This window comes from Mycolicibacterium sp. lyk4-40-TYG-92, assembly GCF_030209435.1.
Lineage (GTDB): Bacteria > Actinomycetota > Actinomycetes > Mycobacteriales > Mycobacteriaceae > Mycobacterium.
The window spans coordinates 579189-600462 of record NZ_JARVRX010000001.1 but is presented as its reverse complement, the minus strand read 5'-3'; the positions used below and the strand labels follow the sequence as shown (position 1 = coordinate 600462).

The 21274-nt window shown below is 69.1% G+C and carries 18 protein-coding genes; 2 read left to right on the top strand and 16 right to left on the bottom strand.

Annotated features, from left to right (window positions below):
* Positions 1–76: 76 nt before the first annotated feature.
* Positions 77–1204 (bottom strand): glycosyltransferase family 4 protein, encoded by a 1128-nt coding sequence (locus QRN63_RS02975; protein ID WP_267318852.1) that lies wholly within the window; start codon positions 1202–1204, stop codon positions 77–79.
* Between the two features lie 122 nt (positions 1205–1326).
* Between QRN63_RS02975 and QRN63_RS02970 the strand changes: the two genes are divergently transcribed.
* Positions 1327–2013: a DsbA family protein gene (locus QRN63_RS02970; RefSeq protein ID WP_285029152.1), complete on the top strand. Its 687-nt coding sequence runs from the start codon at positions 1327–1329 to the stop codon at positions 2011–2013.
* On the opposite strand, the gene QRN63_RS02965 is transcribed toward QRN63_RS02970, so the two are convergent.
* The 12 genes from QRN63_RS02965 to QRN63_RS02910 all read right to left on the bottom strand — a co-directional run bounded on the left by QRN63_RS02965 (position 2010) and on the right by QRN63_RS02910 (position 16001).
* On the bottom strand, positions 2010–2513 hold the full coding sequence (locus QRN63_RS02965) for a DUF3592 domain-containing protein (RefSeq protein ID WP_267318850.1): 504 nt from the start codon (positions 2511–2513) through the stop codon (positions 2010–2012). The two genes, QRN63_RS02970 and QRN63_RS02965, sit on opposite strands and share 4 nt — an antisense overlap.
* The gene (gene menD / locus QRN63_RS02960; protein ID WP_285029151.1) at positions 2510–4147 is read right to left on the bottom strand and encodes a 2-succinyl-5-enolpyruvyl-6-hydroxy-3-cyclohexene-1-carboxylic-acid synthase; all 1638 of its coding nucleotides are present in this window, start codon (positions 4145–4147) and stop codon (positions 2510–2512) included. Before menD ends, QRN63_RS02965 begins: the two co-directional genes overlap by 4 nt.
* Positions 4148–4159: 12 nt before the next feature.
* Positions 4160–4948 carry an alpha/beta fold hydrolase gene (locus tag QRN63_RS02955; RefSeq protein WP_285029150.1) on the bottom strand — a complete coding sequence of 263 codons (789 nt, stop codon included), beginning with the start codon at positions 4946–4948 and terminating at the stop codon, positions 4160–4162.
* Positions 4949–5026: 78 nt separating this feature from the next.
* Positions 5027–5740, bottom strand: coding sequence for a DJ-1/PfpI family protein (locus QRN63_RS02950; RefSeq protein ID WP_285029149.1), 714 nt, complete (start codon positions 5738–5740; stop codon positions 5027–5029).
* 9 nt (positions 5741–5749) lie between these two features.
* The gene (locus QRN63_RS02945; RefSeq protein WP_285029148.1) at positions 5750–6745 is read right to left on the bottom strand and encodes a GlxA family transcriptional regulator; all 996 of its coding nucleotides are present in this window, start codon (positions 6743–6745) and stop codon (positions 5750–5752) included.
* Between the two features lie 68 nt (positions 6746–6813).
* Complete coding sequence (locus QRN63_RS02940; protein WP_285029680.1) at positions 6814–7134, bottom strand: heavy-metal-associated domain-containing protein; 321 nt, start codon at positions 7132–7134, stop codon at positions 6814–6816.
* Between the two features lie 5 nt (positions 7135–7139).
* Positions 7140–11267 (bottom strand): AMP-binding protein, encoded by a 4128-nt coding sequence (locus tag QRN63_RS02935; RefSeq protein ID WP_285029147.1) that lies wholly within the window; start codon positions 11265–11267, stop codon positions 7140–7142.
* A complete protein-coding gene (locus tag QRN63_RS02930) occupies positions 11254–11499 on the bottom strand; it encodes an acyl carrier protein (protein WP_285029146.1) in 246 nt (81 codons plus the stop codon). The genes QRN63_RS02935 and QRN63_RS02930 overlap by 14 nt, the downstream gene beginning before the upstream one ends.
* Positions 11492–12991, bottom strand: a complete 1500-nt coding sequence (gene fadD10, locus QRN63_RS02925) for a fatty acid--CoA ligase FadD10 (RefSeq protein ID WP_285029679.1) — start codon at positions 12989–12991, stop codon at positions 11492–11494. Before fadD10 ends, QRN63_RS02930 begins: the two co-directional genes overlap by 8 nt.
* Before the next feature lie 14 nt (positions 12992–13005).
* The gene (locus QRN63_RS02920; protein WP_285029145.1) at positions 13006–13551 is read right to left on the bottom strand and encodes an FcoT family thioesterase; all 546 of its coding nucleotides are present in this window, start codon (positions 13549–13551) and stop codon (positions 13006–13008) included.
* Entirely contained in the window at positions 13548–14417 is an 870-nt protein-coding gene (gene scoE, locus QRN63_RS02915; RefSeq protein ID WP_285029144.1) for a (3R)-3-[(carboxymethyl)amino]fatty acid oxygenase/decarboxylase, read from the bottom strand. The genes QRN63_RS02920 and scoE overlap by 4 nt, the downstream gene beginning before the upstream one ends.
* 147 nt (positions 14418–14564) lie before the next feature.
* Positions 14565–16001: a PPE family protein gene (locus QRN63_RS02910; RefSeq protein WP_502888082.1), complete on the bottom strand. Its 1437-nt coding sequence runs from the start codon at positions 15999–16001 to the stop codon at positions 14565–14567.
* A 252-nt stretch (positions 16002–16253) separates the two neighbouring features.
* Here QRN63_RS02910 and QRN63_RS02905 point away from each other — a divergent pair, with 252 nt between their 5' ends.
* On the top strand, positions 16254–17063 hold the full coding sequence (locus tag QRN63_RS02905; protein ID WP_285029142.1) for a class I SAM-dependent methyltransferase: 810 nt from the start codon (positions 16254–16256) through the stop codon (positions 17061–17063).
* Here QRN63_RS02905 and QRN63_RS02900 read toward each other — a convergent pair.
* The 3 genes from QRN63_RS02900 to QRN63_RS02890 are packed head-to-tail and all read right to left on the bottom strand — an operon-like array spanning position 17056 to position 21269.
* Positions 17056–18039, bottom strand: coding sequence for an o-succinylbenzoate synthase (locus QRN63_RS02900; protein WP_285029141.1), 984 nt, complete (start codon positions 18037–18039; stop codon positions 17056–17058). The genes QRN63_RS02905 and QRN63_RS02900 overlap by 8 nt on opposite strands.
* Before the next feature lie 14 nt (positions 18040–18053).
* Complete coding sequence (locus tag QRN63_RS02895; RefSeq protein ID WP_285029140.1) at positions 18054–19628, bottom strand: long-chain-fatty-acid--CoA ligase; 1575 nt, start codon at positions 19626–19628, stop codon at positions 18054–18056.
* A gap of 30 nt (positions 19629–19658) precedes the next feature.
* Complete coding sequence (locus tag QRN63_RS02890; RefSeq protein WP_285029139.1) at positions 19659–21269, bottom strand: amidohydrolase; 1611 nt, start codon at positions 21267–21269, stop codon at positions 19659–19661.
* Positions 21270–21274: the final 5 nt, after the last annotated feature.

The following is a 21274-nucleotide window of genomic DNA, read 5'->3' as shown; positions in this document are numbered from 1 at the left end:
CACCAAATACGGTGTGTTGCCGTACAAACACGGCCGCTCGCGGGAGGTAGCCGCAAAGGGGGCTCGCGGGAGACAACTAGGCCGCGAGGGCGCGGCGCTCGCCGAGCACGGCGGCGTAGTGGCCGAGCAGTTCGTCGCACACGGCGGGCCAGGTGCGGCCCAGCACGCTGCGCCGCGCGGCGAGCGAGTAGCGCGACCGCTCGGCGAGCAGGTGATCGACGGCGGCCGGCAGCGACCCCTCGAAATCCGCTACCGGCAACAGCAATCCGGTGTGCATGGGTGTCACCAGGTCGCGCGGGCCACCCGCGTCCGGCGCGATGACCGGCAGGCCCGACGCCATGGCCTCCTGGACCGCCTGACAGAACGTCTCGTGCTCCCCCGGGTGCACGAAAACGTCCATGCTGGCGTACGCCGTGGCCAGTTCCCTGCCGTACAGCGCGCCGGTGAAAACCGCTGTGGGCAGAAGTTTTTCGAGCTTGGGCTGGTCGATGCCCTCGCCGACCACCACGAGCTGCAGGTCGTCCCGCCCGGCCAGCGCGGCCAGCCGTTCCACATGCTTCTCCGGGGCCAGCCGGCCGACGAAACCCACCACCGGCTTGCCCTCGGGCGACCACTGCGCCCGCAGCGCGGCACTGCGCGCCGACGGCGCGAAACCGGTGACGTCGACGCCGCGGCCCCACTTGTGCACGCGCGGAATCCGATGGGTGACAAGGTCTTCCATCGTCGCACTGGACGGCGCGAGGGTCCGGTCGGCGCGCGAGTGCAGATGCCGGTTCCAGGCCCATGCGGTTTTCGTCATCATGCCGACGCCGTAGCTCTGCGCGAAACCGGCGATGTCGGTCTGGAACACCGCGACGGTCGGGATACCGAGGAAGCGCGCGGCGTGCAGCCCGCCGTAGCCCAGCAGTGCGGGCGAGGCCAGGTGCACGACATCAGGCCGAAAATCGCGCAGTACCCGCACCATTCGCGGCCGCGGCACCCCCAGCGGCAACGACGTCACCTTCGGGAACATCCGGGACGGAATGCGGTGCACGGGCACATCGCCGTGGAAGGTGTCTGCGGGCTTTTCACCCCGAGGCGTGTCGGGCGCGATGACCAGCGCCTGATGGCCATTCCGGTGGAGGTGCTCCAGCACCCGGAGCACCGAATTGGTGACGCCGTTGACATTCGGGAGAAAGGACTCCGCCACGATCGCAACTCGCACACCTGCAGGCTGGCAGCGCAGCCTGACCGACAGGTGACCGACAGGGGTACGCGACGCGAAGACCCGCACAACTCGGGTACCCCCGGTATCGTCTTCCGGACCGGGGTGAGAAAGGGGCCGGCATGCGTCTACCTCGGCTGATCCCGGTAGTAGCCAGCGCCTTGGTCGTGCTCCTCGTGTTCACCGGCTGTGGGCGCACCGTCACCGGATCGGCACTGCGGGACCCGGATCTGCCGGGCGTGTCCATCACCGCGGACGGCTTTGGCATCATCGCGGGCCGGCCCGACGCCCCCGCGCAGATCGAGGTGTACACCGAGCCGCAGTGCACCCACTGCGCGCACCTGCAGGACACCGACGGGCCGGAGATGAAGAGCCTGATCACCCTCGGCTTGCTGACCGTCACCTACCGCCCGGTGACCTTCCTGGACACCGGGCAAGGCTATTCGGCCAAGGTCGCCAATGCGATGTTCCTGGCCGCCGCACACGGCACGTCCGCGCCGGCACTGCAGGCTTACGTCGAGACGCTGTGGGGCCACCAGAATCCGGGCGGGTCGGCCCCCTCGGACGGTCAGCTCGCGGGCTGGGCCGCCGACGCGGGCGTCAGCTCCGAGGCCGTGGCCACCATCCAGGTCGGCGAGAAAGCCGTCGACACCGACGCGATGACGCAGGCCAATGAGACCCGGCTGCAAGAAATCCGCGATGGTGACGCGGGTACGCCCACTGTGTATGACCTGACCGGCAACACCGTGGTGGACATCCAGGAAACCGGGTGGCTGGCGAAGCTCACCGGAGGCGGGCAGACCCTCTAACCGAGCCGGCGCTGCACGAGGGTCACGATGCCGAGCAGCGCACCGGCGACCAGCCAGCCCACCACGGCGATCGATCCGGCCGGGATGACGGCCAGCGACGCGTTACGGTTCTGCACCCGCACCAGGTCCGGGTTGCTGCGGTCGTACTCGACGTAGATGCGCATCCCGGTTTCCAGCTCGGACGGGTACAGCACGCCGAGCTCGGGCCGGTAGGTGACGCGGTCGGGGGTGACGAACTCGATGGTGGAGCGCCGCGGACCCGCGGACAGCACCTCCGCGGCCGCCGTGCCCATGTTGTGCTCGATCTGCTGGTCATTGCGCCACGCACCGAGCACCAACAGCACCGACTGCAGGGTCACCAGGCAGGCCATGATGACGATGCCGATCCGGATCCGGCGGATGACGCGCTGCGACCGGGTCTCCTTGCCGTCGCCGAAGAGCCGCAGAATCAGGTTGTCCCACAACGTGTTCAACCTGCAGCGCAGGTGTTCGGAGATCACGGAGCGGCCTTGATCGCCGCCCGTATCGAAGCGTGCAGCGACCGCAGCGTGGACCGGTCGGCCTTGACCTCCAGCACGCGCATCCCCTCGAACGGTTCGCGCAGCGCGGCAGCCAGCCCGTCGGCCTCCACCTGCCGGCACTCGACGTGGTACGCCCGGCACAGGGCCGCGACGTCGACGTCGTGCGGGGTGCCGAAGATGCGCGACGACACGTCGGAGAACCGGGGATCGCCCTGCTCCAGCAATTCGAAGATGCCGCCGCCGTTGTCGTTGGAGACCACGATGGTCAGCGCCTTCGGCGTCGGTTCGGTGGGGCCGATCAGCAGCCCCGAGCTGTCGTGGACGAAGGTCAGGTCACCGATGAGCGCGACGGTCCGGCCCGAGGTGTGGGCGAGCGCGGCGCCGATGGCCGTCGACACCGTGCCGTCGATGCCGGCGACGCCGCGGTTGGACCGCACCGAGATGCCGTGCGCGTTCAGCCCGACGAGCGCGGCGTCCCGCACCGGGTTCGAGGCGCCGAGCACCAGCTGGTCGCCGGGCTGCAGTCCGTCCGCGACAGCGGCCGCCACGTGCAGGCCGGTGGTCAGTTCGTAGGCCGTGAGCTGGTCACGCACGGCGTGCTCGGCACGGCTGTTGGCTTCGGCACACTTCTCGAGCCAGGACGGATCCGGCGTCCCCGACGTGATGGCCCGGGTGCCGGTGGCCTGCGAATTGCCGGACACGTCGGGCCAGCGCGGGCCGGTGGTCAGGGCGTAGACGGGCACCGACGGGTCGGCGAGCAGCGCCGACACCGGCCGGTGCAGCGTGGGCCGGCCCAGCATGATCACCTGGTGCGGCCGGACCAGCGACAACGCCAGCGGGTGCAGTGGGTTGTCGGCCGGCGGCGCGGTCGGTTCGGCGACGGTCGGCAGGTGCGCGAGGTTCTCGTGGCGGCCCGCGCCGTGGCCGGCGATGACGACGGTGTCGGCCGTCAGGTCGATCTCGAGGGGCTGGTCGAACGTGACGGGCGGGGTGTAGGTCCAGGGCCGGCCGTCGGGACGGCCGTCAGGGCAGTACGGTTCGTCATTCCCGGTGTCGGGCACCAGCGGCTCCCGCAACGGAATGTCGAACTGCACCGGCCCGGCGTTGGCGGTACGAGAACCCTTGGCGGCCGCCAGGACCCGACACGTCGCCGACCGCCACTGGGCGTTGGCCGCGGCCACGTCCGCCGTCGACTCGGCCAGCCCGAGGCTGATGGTGGCCCGCACCTGGTTGCCGAAATAGCCGAGCTGCTCCATGGTCTGGTTCGCGCCGGTGCCCAGCAGTTCGTAGGGCCGGTTGGCGCTGAGCACGATCAGCGGAACCCGGGCGTAGTTGGCCTCGATCACAGCCGGACCGAGGTTCGCCACCGCGGTGCCCGACGTCATCGCGATGCACACGGGCGAACCGGCGGAGACCGCGAGGCCGACGGCCAGGTAGCCGGCGGTGCGTTCGTCGATGCGGACATGCAGCCGCAAGCGGCCGGCGCGGTCGGCGTCTGCCAGGGCGAATGCCAGCGGCGCGTTACGCGAACCGGGGCACAGCACCACATCGCGGACGCCGCCGCGAATCAGTTCGTCGACGACGACCCGCGCCTGAATGGTCGACGGGTTCATAACTACAGCGTGTCACACCGGGTTGGCGGCGAAGAATTCCAACATCGCGGTGTTCACCGCGTCGGGACGCTCGATGAAGCCGAGGTGCCCGGCATCGGGGATTTCCAGGTAGCGGCCCAGCGGGATCGCGTCGGCCACCTCCTTGGACAGGTGCGGCGGCAGGACGACGTCGTCGGCGAACCCGATCACCTGCACGGGCACCGCGATCTGGCGGTAGGCCGGCAGCCGGTTGGTCTCCGGTGCGACGGCAAGCTGAGCCCGCAGGCCCGGCGTCGGCTTGGTCGGCCACATGGTGAACATCTCGATCCAGTCCTGGACGGCGCGGTCGTCGTTCAGGGTCTTGGGCGAAAAGTTCTCCAGCAGCCGGTTTTTCGCGTCCACCTCGGGTGGCAGCTCGATACCCGAGGCCAGCAGCGCCCGTTCGGCCTCACGGAAGAACGTGCGGGCCCGGTCCTCCCGGCCGCGCGTCGCCATGAGCACCGCCGAGGACACCAGCTCGGGCCGGGCGACCATGAGCTCCTGGGCGATGAACGACCCCATGGACACCCCGACGACGCGCACCGGGCCGCCGACGACCTTGTTGATCAGCGACGCCGTGTCCGCGACCGCCTGATCGGTGGAGAAGCCGATGGCGTTCTCGGTGGCGCCGATGCCGCGGTTGTCGAAGGTGATGCAGCGGAAACCGGCCCGCTGGAACGCCGGCACCTGATGGAGGTGCCAGGTGCGGCCGGCGCCGCCTCGGCCTGCGATGAACAGCACCGGATCGCCGGTACCGCCGCGGTCGTCGTATGCCAGATTCACCCGGCCGAGGTTACTGGACCCGGGATTTGTGCACGATTCTCCGCGGCCGGCGCGCACAATCGTGCACAAATCGCGAGGTCAGCGGCGCGAACGGACCTTTTTGAGCGCCTGGTCCCACAGCAGTGCCGTGGTGTGCTTGAGTGCCGTCGGTTTGAGGAGCTCGCGGGACATCAGGGCTGCCGCACTGGCCTTGGTGGCCGCCGAGGCCTTCGACATGTGGCCGGAGTCGAACGGCGGCTGCGGGTCGTACTCCATGGACAGCTGGATGGCCTTGGCCTTCTCCTCGCCGCCGATCTGCGCGGCCAGCCACAGGCCGAGGTCGATGCCGGCCGAGACGCCCGCACAGGTGACGATGCGGTCGGCCGACTGCACGATGCGCTCATCGGTGACGGGTTCGACGCCGAACGTGCGCAGCAGTTGCACGGCCGCCCAGTGTGACGTCGCGCGCTTGCCCTTCAGCAGGCCCGAGGCGCCCAGAATCACCGAACCCGAGCACACCGAGGCCGTCCACGTCGTGGTCTCGTGGGCCCGCCGCAGCCAGTCCAACAGCGTCTCGTCGCGGGCGTGCTCCAGGGTGCTGAAGCCGCCCGGGATCAGGATGATGTCGGGCGACGGGGTCTCGCGGAACGCGTGGGTGGCACCCACGAGCAGCACGCCGGAGTCGGCGACGATCGGGCCGGGCTCGTGCCAGACGAACCGGACCTCGGTGTCCGGCAGCCAGCGCAACGACTCATAGGGCCCGATGAAGTCGAGGGCCGTGAACCCCGGGTACAGCACGATGGCGACCTGCATGATCTCTCCCTAAGCAACTGTTTCGGTGCGTCTCGCGTGCGCGAACGACTTGCGGTACTGGTCCGGTGAAACCCCAACGCGCCGAACGAAACTGCGGCGCAGCGTCTCGGCGCTGCCGAAGCCGCAGCGGGCCGCGATGGCGGTGACGGTGTCGTCGGTCTCGGTGAGCTGCCGGCGGGCCGCGTCGGTGCGGACCCGCTCGACGTAGGCCGCGGGCGGCTCCCCCACCTCGGCGGTGAAGGTGCGGGTGAAGTGCCGCGGGCTCATCGCGGCGGCGCGCGCCAGCTCCGGAACACTGTGTGCCCCGGCGGGTTCGGCTTCGATGAGCTCCTGCACGTCGCGGATCGGCTCCCGCTTGGCGCGCGGCATCCAGACCGGCGGCGCGAACTGCGTCTGCCCGCCGGGCCGGCGCAGGTACAGCACCAGCCAGCGGGCGACGTTCTGGGCGACGTCGGTGCCGTAGTCGTCTTCGACGAGCGCCAGTGCCAGGTCGATGCCCGCGGTCACGCCCGCCGCCGTCCACACCTGCTCGGAGCTGCGGACGAAGATCGGATCGGGATCGACGGCGATGCAGGGGAATTCGCCGGCGAGCTTGTCCGCCGAGGCCCAGTGGGTGGTGGCCGAGCAGCCGTCGAGCAGGCCGGCCTCCGCGGCCAGGAACGCGCCGTTGCAGACGCTGACGATGCGGCGCGCGTGCGGTGCGGCGGCGCGAATCCAGTCGATGACGGCAGGGTTCGCCCGGGCTTCGTCGACCCCCATACCGCCGGGCAGCACGATGGTGTCGATCGGTTCGGTCGGGTCTGGCGGCGGCTTAGCCACGAACTCGAGCCCGGTCAAGGTGGCGACGGGTCCGCCGTCAACAGCGGTCAGGACCGGCGCGTAGCCGTCGTTCCCGCGTCCCATCGCGGCCAGCTGCAGCGTCGCCCCGGTGAACACCTCGAACGGGCCGACGACGTCGAGGGCCTGCACCCCGCGAAAGCCGAGCAGCACCACAGATCGCGTCACGCCTCTATCGTGCGACGCCTCACCCCATGGCGTCTACGCCACGGGGCCCACAAATTAGGACAAGCCTGTCAGTGGGACGACGTCCGGCCGAGCAGGCCGCCGACGAGCCGTTGCAACGGGCCGCGCGTCGAACCGGCCACCACGGGTGCCCCGGCGCGCGGGGCGGCGCCGTAGCCCGCTGCCGCCACGGCGTCGCACAGTTCGACCGGGCTGACGTCACCATTGGTCTCGACGGTCGCGGTCTTGGTGGCGAAACTGACCGATGCGTGCACGCCGTCGATCTTGTTGAGCGCTTTCTGCACGCGCCGGGAACACATGCCGCACGACATTCCGGTGATGTCGAGATGGATGGCGCCGGTGCTCGGTGCCTCGTGCCCGGCCGCGGTCACATCAGTCAATGTCCATACCTCACAATCTGATCAGCGCCAAAGACACCGCGAAGCGACTCAGGCGCACTGGTGCATTCCTCGATAGCTGCGAAATCGACGTCCACAGTGGGATATTCGGCCAGATAGTCGGCATACGTGCGGCCGCGCAACCTGGTACCCAACCCGACCCATGCATCGAGGACCGCCCATCGCTGCGGGTTCCGCGTGACCCACGCGCTGCGATCCAGCCGGTCCTTCCACTCCACGAGCTCGATGGCCTCGAACCCGAGGCTGCTGAGAAACGCGGTGTAGGGCACCTTTTCGCCACGCAGGACCGCCATGCCACGACCCAGCTCGACCGCGGGCGACAGCCTGGGAAGCAGCCCGAGGATGCTGTGTGCGGCGGCCACGCCGGTGGTGACCTCTTCCGTCACCGGCACCGCCGGGCACACCCCCAGCGCGGTGCAGGCATCGATCATCGCGACCAGGATGTCCGAGGAGCGCGCGAGTTGGTGGGCATCGCCGAGCACCCTGGGCAGCCGCACCACCGTGAAGTCCAGGTCCCCCGAGGCGCGGGATACGGCTATCTCCGCCAACGACTTCGACGCGGCATAGGGGTAGGGCGCATGGCGGGGGTCGGTCACGCGGGCCGCAGTGACGTCGGCGTTCACCACGAAGGTGGACAGCTGCACCAACCCGACGCCGCGCCGCGCACACGCATCGGCGACGGCGGCCACCGCGGAGACGTTGGCGGCCCGCAGCCGAGGGTAGGGCACCAACACATTCGTGTTACCGATGCAGTTCACCACGGTGCGGGCGCCGACACCGTCGAGAAGGGCATCCAGGTCTGCGGCGGTCGGGTCGGCGGGTATCCGCACGATGTCGACACCGTCGGTCGATTGCAGGCCCGACCACGGGTCGTGTTCGGGCAGTGGCGATCTCGCGGCGAACACAACATCGGGGCGGTCGAGGCCGGCACGGGCCCGATCGAGAATCGCCTGCGCGAACCCGGTGCCCAGGATGCCCGAGGCACCGAGGATCACGACGGTCTGCGCACTGCTGCCGCGGACGGCCCGAGCCGAGCCCGGTCCCGGCTGCCCCAGCGCGGCCAGATCGTCGGCGATCTGGGCCGCGGTCTCCTTGTCCATCCAGCTGTCGGTATCGGGTCGGCGGGCGACGATGCCGGCGGCGCAGTCCGCACCGATCAGATCGAGAATCGACAGCTGCCAGTCGAGGAACCGTCGGGTCTCCGGCAGGATCCGAATCAGGTCGAGTGACCCGATGCCCTCGTCCAGCAGGGACGAGTCCGGCCCGAGCGGGCGGCCGAGTCGGCGACTCCACATCTCGGCGAGGTCGACTGCGCGCGGGTCCACCCCGGCGTCGGCGCGCGGAACCTCGATCTCCACAGGCAATTTCGCCCGGTCGACTTTGCCGTTGGGCTGTCGTGGGATGCGTGGGACGCCGTAGACGTGGAATGCCGGTGCCCCTTGGGCTCTCGCCACGCTCCGAATCCTGTCGCGGGCGGCCGGATCGTCGTTTCCGGTGCGGGTTTGTGGGGATTGGAACCAGATACCCAGGCCGTTTCCGGTCAGTTCCACCGCGACGTCGGATATCTCGGGGCCGGCCGCCAACCGGCGCAGCAGTTCGGCGGTGTCGAACCGCTTGCCGGCGATCTTGACCACGGCATCGCGGCGTCCGGCGAGCACGGGATGGCCGGCGTCGTCTGTCGTCACGCGGTCGCCGGTGGCGAACACCCGGTGCCGGGACCCGTCCGGCGCGCGCACCGTGCCGAAGCTCGGACCATCCAGCCCGAGGTATCCGGCCGACACCAGCTCCCCGACGACGACGATTTCCCCGAATCCGACGAACACCGAGCCCGGCACCAGCGGATGACCCAGCCGGGCCCTCGTGTGCGCGAGTTCGCCGGCGCCGATCGGCAGTTGTGTGACGACCACCGTCGTCTCCGTCGGGCCGTACGTCGAGACCAGCGAGATACCTTGGCCGGCAAGCGAATCCAGCCATTTGTCGACGGCGGCGGGACGGACGGCCTCCCCGCCGATGACCACCTGGCGCAGCGCCGAGTCTCCCAGCGCCACCAATGCCGCGTCGTCATCGCACAGCAGGTGCCAGACCGCGGTGGGCAGGTCCAGGACGGTTGCGAGGTGCGCCGCGACATCGCGGGTCAGTGCAAGCAGGTCACCGGCCCGCATCGCGGCGGACCGCACCACGCGCGCACCGCTCGACAGCGCGCCGAACACTTCTTCCACGCTGATGTCCGACGTCAGTGGGGCGCACTGCAGGATGGTGTCCGATGGCCCCCAGCCGTACGCATCCCGCGCCGCGGCACAGAAGATCGCCAACGAACCGTGCGTCACCGGAACCAGTTTGGGTTGCCCCGTCGAACCGGACGTCGGCATCACATACGCGAGCCGGGAACCCAGCCGGGGATCTCGCGCGACCTGGCCGATGCGGTGTTCGACGAGTTGCCTTGTCGCGCTGCTCAACTCGGCGGGCAGTGCGGTGAGCTCGACCGCGAGGGCACGGGTGGACCAGTGCTCGGTGATGGCGCCGACCCGTTCGGCCACTTCACCGGGTGTCGCGCAGACGCTGTACCCGCAGCCCGCCAGGTGGCACGCGACCAGCAGCTCGACCGCGCGCTGGGAATCGTCGTCGACGAAGACCAGCACAGCGCCGGGATCGACACCGCGGCTGATGATCTCGGCGACCCATTGGTCGACGCCGGGTCCGCGGCACTGGCCGAGATCAGCGTCCAGGAACCAGGCACCCGGACCGGACGAGGGCTGCGCCGGTATTCCGGTTGCGGCGTCGAGTCGGCCGTCGGCGCCGAGCCCGGACCACTCGCCGACGGTCAACGCGATCGGTAGGTCCCAGTGCGCGTCCATCGATCGCAGCGCCGCGACGATGCGGTCGGCGACGTCGGGTCGGCCGGCGCCTTCGGGCTGATCGTGCCGGGTCCAGATGGCGACGTCGATGGTGCGCCGCGCTTCATCGTGGACGCAGGCCACCGTGATCCCCTCCACCGGTCCGATGTCGGTGACCACCGGCGGTTTGGACAGGTACGGGCCCAGCTCCGCGGCGGACCGGCCGCGCATGTAGTTGACCGTCAGGGCGTCGACGGGCGCGCCGCGGGTGATCGCCAAATGCATGCGGCGGTACCGCTCTTCACGAAACCACCGGCGCCGCAGCGCCTTCACGTAGTCCCGGTCGATCGCGGTCACCACGTCCCGGACCGTGGCGAACGGCCGGAACCGAACGGGGTGGGCGACCGAATTCACCAGGCAGGTCGCAACATTCAGCTCGGGCGCACCGAAGCGGTTGTCCACCGGGTGCACCAGGAGCGCCTCGGTGTTCTGGCGCAGGCTCGCGTGCACCGCCGTCGCCGCGGCAGCGACCAGAATGTTCAGCGGAACCTGCCTGGCTTCGGCGAGCGCGACGATCTCGTCGTACGCCCTGTCGGTTACTCGACACGACGCCCGCAGCACGCCGCGACCGGCGGAGCCGAGCACCGCATCAGCCACACCCGGCGCGGAATTGCCACGCAGCGCCTCGTCGGTCAGCTCACGGCGCACCGCGGCGACATGGCGTTCGGTCGATTCCGCCACGTTCACGTGCTCGCTGTGGTGCGCCGCGGCCAGTGCGGTCAAACCCGCGCCGGCGCTGGGCTTCTGCCCGGCATCCCCCAGGTGCCGGGCCAGGTCGGCCTCGATGATGGCCGTCGCCGCGCCGTCGAGCAGGATGTGGTGGGTCTGCGCGTCCATCCCCACGACCTGGCCGTCGGCGTCGGTATGCACGACATAGCGCACCAGCGGGGTGCCGAGGATGCCGTCCGTCCACGTCTCGGACAGCGTCCGAGATGACCCGGGCTGCACGCAGGCAATGTCTCCGAATCGCAGCCGGGCGACAAGCTCCGGATAGCCGTCGCCGGCCGTCGGCGGCGCCAGCACGCAAAGCTGGATCGGGTTGTCCAGCACCGTCGCTTCCAGTGCGGACAGGAATGCCGCCGGCGCGAGCGGCCGGAACCGGTAGCTCTTGCCGATCAGGTACAGCGCGGGATCGGGGTCCTGCAGCACCCCGTGGTAGATGTTCTGCTGAGAGATGCTCAGCGGAATCCGGCCGTCGTCAGACGCCGCCACGGACGCCCTCCAGTTCCCGGACCCAGCCGTCGATCGTCAGCTCCTGCGCCAGCCGCTTCAGCAGGTCCGATTCCCGCTCCACCCCAAGGCGTTTCATGAGCAGGACGAACCGCACCGAGTCCAGCCCCAGCTCTCGCAGATCGGTGGCGTAGCCGTCGAACAGATCGGATTCGTCGACGTAGAGCACGTCGGCGACGGCGGCCAGGACACGTTCGCGGAGCCCGTCAGCCATGAACCGCCGCTGCCAGTGCGGCGCGAATGACCTTGCCGGACTGCGTCCTCGGTATCTCGGACACCAGGGTGATGGTCGACGGCCTGGCCATCGACTCCGACTCCGCCCGGTAGCGCGCCGCGATGGCCTGCTTGAGCTTGCGGGCCTGGCTGTCGTCGAGTGCGCCCGACGGGATCACCGCCAGGCCGATCAGGGCACCGAATTCGGCGTCGGGGATTTCGAAACAGGCGGCCGCGCAGACGCCGGGGACGCTCTCAGCGATGCGGTCGACCTCGTCGGGTGCGACGTTGACGCCGCCGGAGATGATCATCTCGGCTGACCGGCCTTTGATGTAGAAGTAACCGTCCGCACCGCGCTCGAAGATGTCGCCGGTGTTCACCCAGCCGTCGACCAGGACCTCGCCGGTGCGCCCGGGATTGTTCCAGTACCCCAACATGTTTGCCGGCGACTTGATCCACAGGGTGCCTGACGCCGCGCTGTCACCGCCGGCCAGCCGGACCTCGACGCCAGGGTAGGGCCGGCCCACGGCCCCGGCCTCGATCCGGGCGATCGATCCCGCTGACGTCGGCAGACACAATGCGGTACAACCGGTTTCACTGAGGCCGAAGACCTGCGCGGTGTGCACGCCTGCGGCTTCGACGAATTGCACGTCGGCCGCGATGGCGCGTGACCCCCCGTACCCGATCATCCGCAGCGGCGGCAGCGCCGCACCGGCCTTGACCTCCGACACCAGCCGCGTCAGCAGGGTGGGCACCAAACAGGTCGAGGCGATCTGGTTGGCGTTGAGAATCTCCGCCAGCGACGTGGAATTCTCACCGCCGGTGACACATTCGCTGCCGTGCATGAGGCAGTTGAGGATCCACCACAGGCCGCCGATGTGGCTGGCCGGCAGCGGCGAGTACGTGGCTTCTCCCGCGACCCAGCTGATCCAGGTCAGGTTCTCGCGGGCCAGGATGTCGGCCACCGCGAAGAACGTCCGGTTGGGCAGCAGCACGGCCTTCGGCTCGCCGGTGGTCCCGCTCGTGAAGATCATCGCCAGCGGATCGTCGGCGCCCACTTCCGGTGATGCGACGGCCGGCGCGGCGTCGATGTCCTCCGCGGCGCCGTCGGTGACGTCGACGGCGATCACCGGGATGGCGCTCAGCGCGCTCGGCAGCGCCTTCGGGTCGGCTCTGGGGGTCAGGAGAACCGCACTGGGGCTGGTGATCTCACCGAAACGTGCGACCGTGGCGGCCGGGACAGCACGATCCACCAGGACGGCGATGGCACCGAGTTGTGCGCACGCCAGCACCGCGATGTAGGTCTCGGGACCGTTGTCGGACATCACGAATGCCCGGCATCCGCGCGCAACCCCGTGGTCCCGCAACTCGGCGGCCAGACGATTCACGACGGCGGGGAGTTGGCCGTATGTGACGGCGCTGGTTCCGTCACAGCGCCGCAACGCGATGGCCTGCGGATGCTGTTGCGCTTGCGCGAGCAGCCGGCCCAGCACGGTGGTCACGGCGCTCACGGGATGTTGAGGATCGCGAGTTCGAACTCGCCGAATGCGGATCCCCCGTCGTCATCGTGGAACTCGATGGCGCACGGCACTTTCAGGTACCGCCAGCTCCGCTCGACGACCTCGATGCCTTCGCACGTCAACCGGGCGGAGAACTTGCGGGCATCGATCTGTCGCTTGTAGCGCGACGCGGTGGACCGGATCAGCATGCTGGACAACTGGTTGTCGAAATAGTCGTCGAGCGTCCAGCCCTGGAACCCGTCGAGCTCGCCGTGGCGGACCGCCGGTGCGAACGCGGAGTAGGCGAGCTGGTTGAAGCACAGCACCAGTTCGACAGCGTTGAAATGACCGGTGCTGCGAATGTACACCGACTCGGGAATGCTGAAATTCCCCGTCGCGACCAGCGAATCGCCGGTGGCCCGGTACGTGGCGTCCGTGAGATACCGGCAGCCCTTGTAGGAATAGGGTTCCAGCACTCTGGCCAGGAGGTCCTCAGGAATCTGCTCGGTATCAACCCATTCCGCGACGGGCGCGGTCAGCTCGGTGGCGCTCATGCCGCGAACCCCGGCGTCGCCAGGCCGTCGAGCATGGTCAGCCGATACGTCGTCAGCGTCCCCGTCGCGGTCCCGTGCTTCGCCCGGTGGATCAGGGCCCTGTTGTCCCACAGGATGATGTCGCCGACCTCGTAGTGCTGCGTATGGATGAACGGTGACGCGAAGTCGGCGTCGAGCTGGCCGGTGGCGGCGAGCAGTTCCTGCAGCACCGACGGGTCCAGCACTTCGCCGTCACCGTCTTCGATCGTGCTGGTACCGGTGGAACAGATGTACAGGATCTCCTGGCCGGTGTGCGGGTGCCGGATCACCGTGGGCCACTTGATCGGTGGCGTGACGCGGTTGATCTCGTCCCACACCTCACCGATCGGCTTGTAGACATCACCGGGCCGAATCTTGATGTGGCGCCGCGGATCATGCGTGCTGAAGGTCCCCCGCACCGACGCCTGCTGCGCCGGCGGCAGGGATTCCCACACCTTGTTGAGGTCGATGAAGTACGTGCCGCGGTCGACGCCCGGCACCGTCAGTGGCATCACCATGGAGAACGCGAACGGTTCGGGCATGAACATGTAGTCGATGTGCCAGAATGCGCCCGTGCGGGGCACGCCCTGCCCTTCCTCCGTGGATGACACGAAGATCTCCGGGTGCTCGTTGTGGTGGTACACGGGCTCGTAGTACGTCACGATCTCACCGAGAATGCGGCCGAGCTCGATGAACTGTTCGGGCGACGGCTTGACTCCCTTGAGGACGACAAGCTTGTTCTCGTAGACGATTTCGCGGAGCTCGTCGGTCGAGATGTTGCCCAGATTGTTCGGATCGATTCCGACGACCTGCGCTCCGAGCCCTCGTCCCTGCACATTGAGCGTCATCGACGCGCCTCCCCAAGTTTGCTGCACCGCGCCGCGGTGGCAGCGAAATCCATTGCCCCACAACGCAGAAAATCGTTCAAATGTTGCCTTCAATTGATGTAGTCGTCAGAACATCGAGAAAAGTTCCGCGCCCCTTCACAATTCGTGCTATTGCTGTTCAGGCCCGTCGTCGTCACCGGCGAGCCAGGTCGCCGGCAGCAGGGGCGCCGATGGTCGCACACCCGCGGGCATCCGCTCCACCATGCCGTTCGGCGCGGTGCCCGCTGCGGTCACCGCGCCGGTGAACCCCACCGGTCCGGCGCCGCGCCCATTGGCCGTGGCGACGGGCGCGCTCGACGAAATATCCCCGGCACCAGTCAGATCGGCTTTCATCTCGGGAAGCTCATCGCGATGGCCGCGTGCTCCGCGCCGGGCTCGACGCACTCGTTTGGCCCGGTCACGGACGCCGGCTTCGGCACGGGCAGCCGCCGCGGCACCGACACTGTCGGTGGTGGTGTCCGGTGATTCGCTGCCTGATTCGGGCCCCGGCCCCGCGCTCGTGCGTGGCAGCCCGGGCACGGCATAGGCGAGGTTGGCGGTGGGCGCGGCACCGCCGGCGCCGACGGTGGTCGGTGCCGGCGCGGACGGACCGGAAGCCGGCGTCATACCGACCTGAATCCCGGGAACTGCAGACGCCTCGTGGGGGCGCGGCGTGGCGGCCGCAGGCTGGACGACGGCAGGTTCGGCAGGCACCGGTGCCGCGTCCATGGCCGGCGGCACAGGCGATTTCACGAGCGCCAGCGCCGCGAGCGCGCTGAGCGCCGGCGCGAAGAACGGGGCCAGCAGCAACCCATAGGAGGCGTAGTACGGGTACCAGAGCATGTCGTAGAGCGTCAGCGCCACCAGGGCCAGCACCGCGGAGGTGGCCGGGTTGAAGCCCAACTGCTCGAAGAAGCGCGTGAAGTTCTCGAGCAGCTGATCGATCTGGCCGGTGGTGCCGAGCTGCGAGATGAATTGCCAGAGATCGCGCAGCGGTTGGCTCGGCGCGGGCGTGTTCGACATCGGTTGCCGGGCTTCACCACCGGGCGCGACGATGGACGGCGCCGGCTGCGCGGGCGGTACCGCCGCCGTGGCCGCGTCGGCGACCGCCTGATAAACGATCATGGTGTCGGCCGCCTGCATCCACATCCGCGCGTAGTCGGCCTCGTTGACCGCGATGGGAATGGTGTTGATACCGAAGAAGTTTGTCGCCACCAGTGCGGCGTTCGTCACATGGTTGGCGGCCAGCTCCACCAGTGTCGGCATGGTCGCGACTGCGGTGCCGTAGGCGGCGACCACCGTTTCATGCTGCGCCGCCGTGGCAGCCGCCGCCAGGGCAGACTCCTCCAACCAGGCCAGGTAGGGCACGTGCGCGGCGACATACCGGACGGCACTCAGCCCCTCCCAACTGCTCCCCTGCACGTCGGCCAGGATGGCCGACAGCTCGGCCGCCGCCTCACGGTATTGCAGGCTCAGCTGTTGCCATTGCGCGGCGCCGGCCACCAACGAGCCCGGCCCCGGCCCGGCCGTCAGCAACGCTGAGTGCACCTCGGGTGGCACAGCCATCCAGATCGGCACAGTCACGTCGCGGTCTCCTCGCACGGCACAGCAGGCCGCGCACCGTCCTGGCGCGACCGCCCCGGATACCCCCACGGCACCCCTACTTCTAGCTAGTCGGCGGACGCATCGAGAAAGTTCCCGGCCTGGGGGCCCGGGTGAAATCGACTATGCGACAGCCGGTTATCGCGGTACTGCGGTGTGGGTGACTTTTGCGGCCGGTTTTGACAGCCACCCGATCGGTGGACGTACGGTGGCGCCATGTCAGTCATCGACGCCCGTCATCTCGACGGCGTATCCGAAACCGCGCTCCTCACCCTGCACCAGCGCGCCACCGAGGCCGCCCGCCCCGACGGCATCATCGACGACCCGGTGGCGATCGCGCTACGGGACGCCCTCGATTACGACTACCAGGATTTCGGCCGCACCCATCAGGCCACCGCACTGCGGGCACTGGTGTTCGACGAGGTCACCCGCGACTATCTGGCCGCCCACCCCCGTGCGACGGTCGTGGCGCTGGCGGAGGGTCTGCAGACCAGCTTCTGGCGCGTGGACAACGGCGAAATGACCTGGCTGTCAGTGGATCTGGAGCCGATCATGGCACTGCGTCAGCAGTTGCTGCCGACGTCCGACCGGCTCGGCCAGTGTGCGCAGTCCGCGCTGGACCACTCCTGGATGGACGCCGTCGACGCCTCCGGCGGCGTGGTGATCACCGCCGAAGGCCTGTTCCAGTATCTGACCGAGGATGTCGTGTTCGACCTGGTCGCCGCGTGTGCCGAACGTTTTCCCCAGGGGCAGTTGGTTTTTGACAGCGTGCCGTGGTTCCTGAGCGAATATTCGCAGCGCCGCGGCTTCCGGCTCAGTGCGAACTACACCGTGCCTCCGATGCCGTTCTGGTTCACCGCCCGTCAATACCCGCGGTTGCAGTCCATTCCCGGTATCCGTGCGGTGCGCGAACTGCGCTATCCCGCCGGCCGCGGCAAGCTCGTGCCATGGGTCACCCGGCAGTCCTACCGCCTCTCTGGATTGGCCCGTTTTCGCGCACCCGTCACGCTCGTCGAATTCAGTTGACGGACAAGGTCTCCAACAGCGGATAGCACTCCCGGACGCGGTCGATCCACCAGGCCCGCCGCACGGGAGCGGCCGCCAGGCCGGCCAACCGCGCCGGGTCCGGCGCCACCGGACCGACCGGCAGGAATCCGTCGACCGAACGCGCCACGTCCGCAACATCTTCCACGAACAACCCGCCGGTGCCCAGGCCACAGGCGTGCTGCAGCGTCGGCAGACAGCCGGCGGCCAGGAGCCCGCGCGTCATCCCGACCGCGGAATCCAGCGCGCTCGAGACCACGATCGGGATGTCGATCTGACGGGCCACGTCCAACAGCCGCGCCACCCCGCCCAGCGGCGCGACCTTGACCACCGCGACGTCGGCTGCGCGCTCGCGGACGACACGCAGCGGGTCGGAGGCCTTGCGGATGGACTCGTCGGCCGCCACCGGCACGTCGACCAGACGCCGCAGTTCGGCCAGTTCCGGCACCGTCGCGCACGGCTGCTCCAGGTATTCGAGGGGTCCCGAGGCGGTCAGGGCCCGCGCCGCGGCCGCCGCTTCGGCGACGGTCCAGCCGCCGTTGGCGTCGACCCGCACCACCGGCACCAGGGCCCGGACGGCCTCCACACGTGCCACGTCGTCGGCCAGCGTCTGACCTGGCTCGGCCACCTTCACCTTGGCGGTGCGAGCACCCGGGAAGCGGGCCAGCACCTCGGGCACCCGCGCCGCGTCGACGGCGGGCACGGTGGCGTTGATCGGGATGCGGTCGCGCACCGGCTCGGGCGACGGCAAGTACGCCGCCTCGATGCCGGACGCCAGCCAGTGCACCGCCTCGGCCGGGCCGTACTCGACGAACGCGCCGAATTCCCCCCAGCCGCACGGTCCTTCGATCAGCGCGACTTCACGGACGTCGATGCCGCGGAACCGGACCCGCATCGGCAGCGAGACGACGCGCAGGCGCTCGAGCAGTTCATCGAGGGTGGGCAGAGCGGGCGGCACCCCTCCATCGTGCCTCACACAGTGGCGCGGTCCCGACCCTCCCAGTAGGGCTTGCGGAGTTCCTTCTTGAGGATCTTGCCGGTGGGGTTGCGCGGCATGTCGTCGACGAAGTCGATGGTCTTCGGACACTTGTAGGCGGCAAGGCGTTCGCGGGCGAAGGCGATGAGGTCGGCGTCCGACACCCTTTCCCCCGAACCTTCCAGCGTCACAACGGCTTTCACCGATTCGCCCCACTTCTCGTCGGGCACGCCGATGATCGCGACCTCGGACACCGCCGGGTGTTCGGCGAGCACCCGCTCCACCTCGATGGAGTAGATGTTCTCGCCGCCGGAGATGATCATGTCCTTGAGCCGGTCCTCGACGAAGATGTAGCCGTCGGCGTCGACGCGGCCGATGTCGCCCGTACGGAACCAGCCGTCGGCCGTGATGGCCTCGGCCGTGGCGTCCGGCCGGTTGAGGTATTCCTTCATCAATGTCGGTGTCCGGAACCACAATTCGCCCTGTTCACCAGCCGGCGCGTCGTCGAGGGTTTCCGGGTTGACCACCCGCACCTCGGCCTGGGGAATCAGCACGCCGGCGCTGACGAGCCGCTCCTCGTTGTCGGCGCGGTGGTCCTCGGGCATCAGCCGGCTGACGACGCCACAGACCTCGGTCAGGCCGTACACCTGGATGAACTCGGTGTCGGGCCAGGCCGCCAGGGCCTGGCGCAGCAGCGGCAGCGGCATCGGGGAGGCGCCGTAGGCGTAGGTCTTCAACGCGCTGAACAGCTTCACCGCATCCGGGCCGGACTCGAGCACCTTGGCGAGCACGGCCGGCACCAGGAACGTGCGGTTCGCACCGTTGAGGATGCCGCCGGCGAGCGAGGCCCCGTCGGCGTCGCGCGTCATGTAGCTCGGTACCCCGTTGTGCAGCCCGTACTGCATGTACGACGAACCGCCGACGTGGAACAGCGGCATCGCCACGAGGTTCTTGTCGTCGGGGGTGCTCTCCCAGCCTTCGAAAGCGTTGATGGTGTGGGCGATCATGTTGGCCTGTGTGAGCGCCACACCCTTGGGCCGGCCCGTCGTGCCCGAGGAGTACATGATGATGGCCACGTCGTCGGGCTGGACGTCGAGCGACCGATCCACCGGGGTCGCGCCGGCGAGCAGTGCTTCGTACTCGTCGCCGTCACCGCCCTCGGGCGTCACGCTGACGACGTGCTCGACGGCCGTCAGCTTGGCCGCGATGGCATCGACCGCCGGACGCAGCTCGGCGCCGACGATGAGAACCTTTGCGCCGCAGTCGTTCAGCACGAAGTCCAGCTCGTCGGCGGCCAGCCGGAAGTTGATGATGGCGGTGGCAGCACCCAAGGACGCCGCCGCCAGCGTCAGCTCGACGCAGGCCGGGTGGTTCTTGTCCAGGAACGCCACGACGTCCCCGCGTTTGATGCCCCAGGCGGACAGCGCACCGGCCAGCCGGCGGACGCGGTCGTTCCACTGCGACCAGGTCCAGGTTCTGCCCAGATAGGTGATCGCTTCGTCATCAGGCTTCGTCGCCGCCCAGTGGGCAACACGTTCGTCGAGGAATCGGGGTGCCGGCAATTCAGTCATGCGCTGAGCCTGCCACGTGGCGCCGTCCGGTCAGCCGGATTTGGCAAACACTTGTTGTCCCGCCAGGTAAGTCGCGAGCACCTCCAGGTCGGCGACGGCTTCCGGCGGCACCGAACGTGGATCGGCGGACAGCACCACGAGGTCCGCGTACTTGCCGATTTCCAGCGAACCGATCGCGTCGTCCGAGAACAGCTGCCAGGCCGCGTCGATGGTCTGGGCCCGGATGGCCGCCTCGACGGTGAGCCGCTCCTGTGGCGCCAGCACGCGTCCGCTGGGCGCAATCCGGGTGGCCGCGACGCTGATATTGCGCAACGGCTCCTCGGGCGTCACCGGTGGGTCGTTGTGCAGCGAGATGCGCATGCCGGTCGCCACAGCGGACCCGGCCGGCATCCACACGTCGCCGCGCTCCGGGCCGAACAGCCCGTCGACGATGATGTCGCCCCAGTAGTGGATCTGGTCGACGAACACGCTGCACGTGACACCGAGATCGTGGGCGCGCCGCAGTTGTGCCGGCGTGATGGCGCCGACGTGCTCGAGCCGCAGCCGGTGATCGTCCCGCGGCCAGCGCTGCAGCGCTTCCTCGTAGATATCCAGGATGGTGTCCACGCCGTGATCGCCGTGCACGTGGCAGGCCATCTGCCAGCCCTGCGGGAAGAAGGTGTGCACGATCTCGGCAAGCTGCTCGCGGGTGTAGTTGGCATGCCCGCACGACCCGGGCACCACGCCGATGATGCGGGTGGCGTCGGTGTCGAGGTACGGAAACGTCAGGTCGATGTTGCCGACCCACGGGGAACCGTCGACCCAGATCTTGATACCGGCCTGCCGGACCATGTCGTCGCCGTTGTCCGGAGACGCATCGGTGTGCAGGGCCGCGGTGGACATCTCGTAGGTGCGCAGCCGCACTGTGAGCTTGTCGCGCAGCTGTTCCAGGACGGGCCGGAACATCGGGTCGAACGCCATCTCCGAACATGTCGTCAGGCCGGCCCGGTTCAGCCGGGCGCATTCGGCGAGCAGCAGTGCCGGATAGTCGGTGGGCGTCAGCACTCCCGCCAGCAGCGGGAACACCGCGCCCGTTTCCTCCGCGGTGCCGTCGATCTCGCCGTCGGCGTCGCGGCCGTACTTGGCGCCGTGCGGGTCCGGGGTGTCCCGCGTCAGCCCGGCGTCCCGCGCAGCGGCCGAGTTGAAGTACGCCTTGTGCCCCGAGTTGTGCACGATCACCAGCGGGCCATCGGGCGCCACCTCGTCGAGCCAGGCCAGCGTCAGCTCCGGGAGCCCCCGCTGCAGCAGCGGATCCCAGCCGTTCAGGTAGGCGCCGTCGGCGCCACGGGCGGCGACCTCGGCGTGGATCGCGGCCACGACGTCCGCGGCGTCGGGCATCGTGACCGGCCGGATGTCGACCATGCGGCCGCCCAGGACCACGGCCTCCATCAGCGGGTGGCCGTGCGCCTCGACGAAGCCCGGCAGTACGCAACCGCTGATCTCGCGAACCTCGGTGTCGGCGCCGATCCACGGCTGTACGTCGGCACGCGTTCCGATGGCCACGATCCGGCCGTCGGTGACGGCGAGTGCCTCGGCGGTCGGCCGGTCGGGATCGACCGTCAGGATGTTTCCGGCAATGACGACGTCGGCTGGAGTGGCCATGAGGT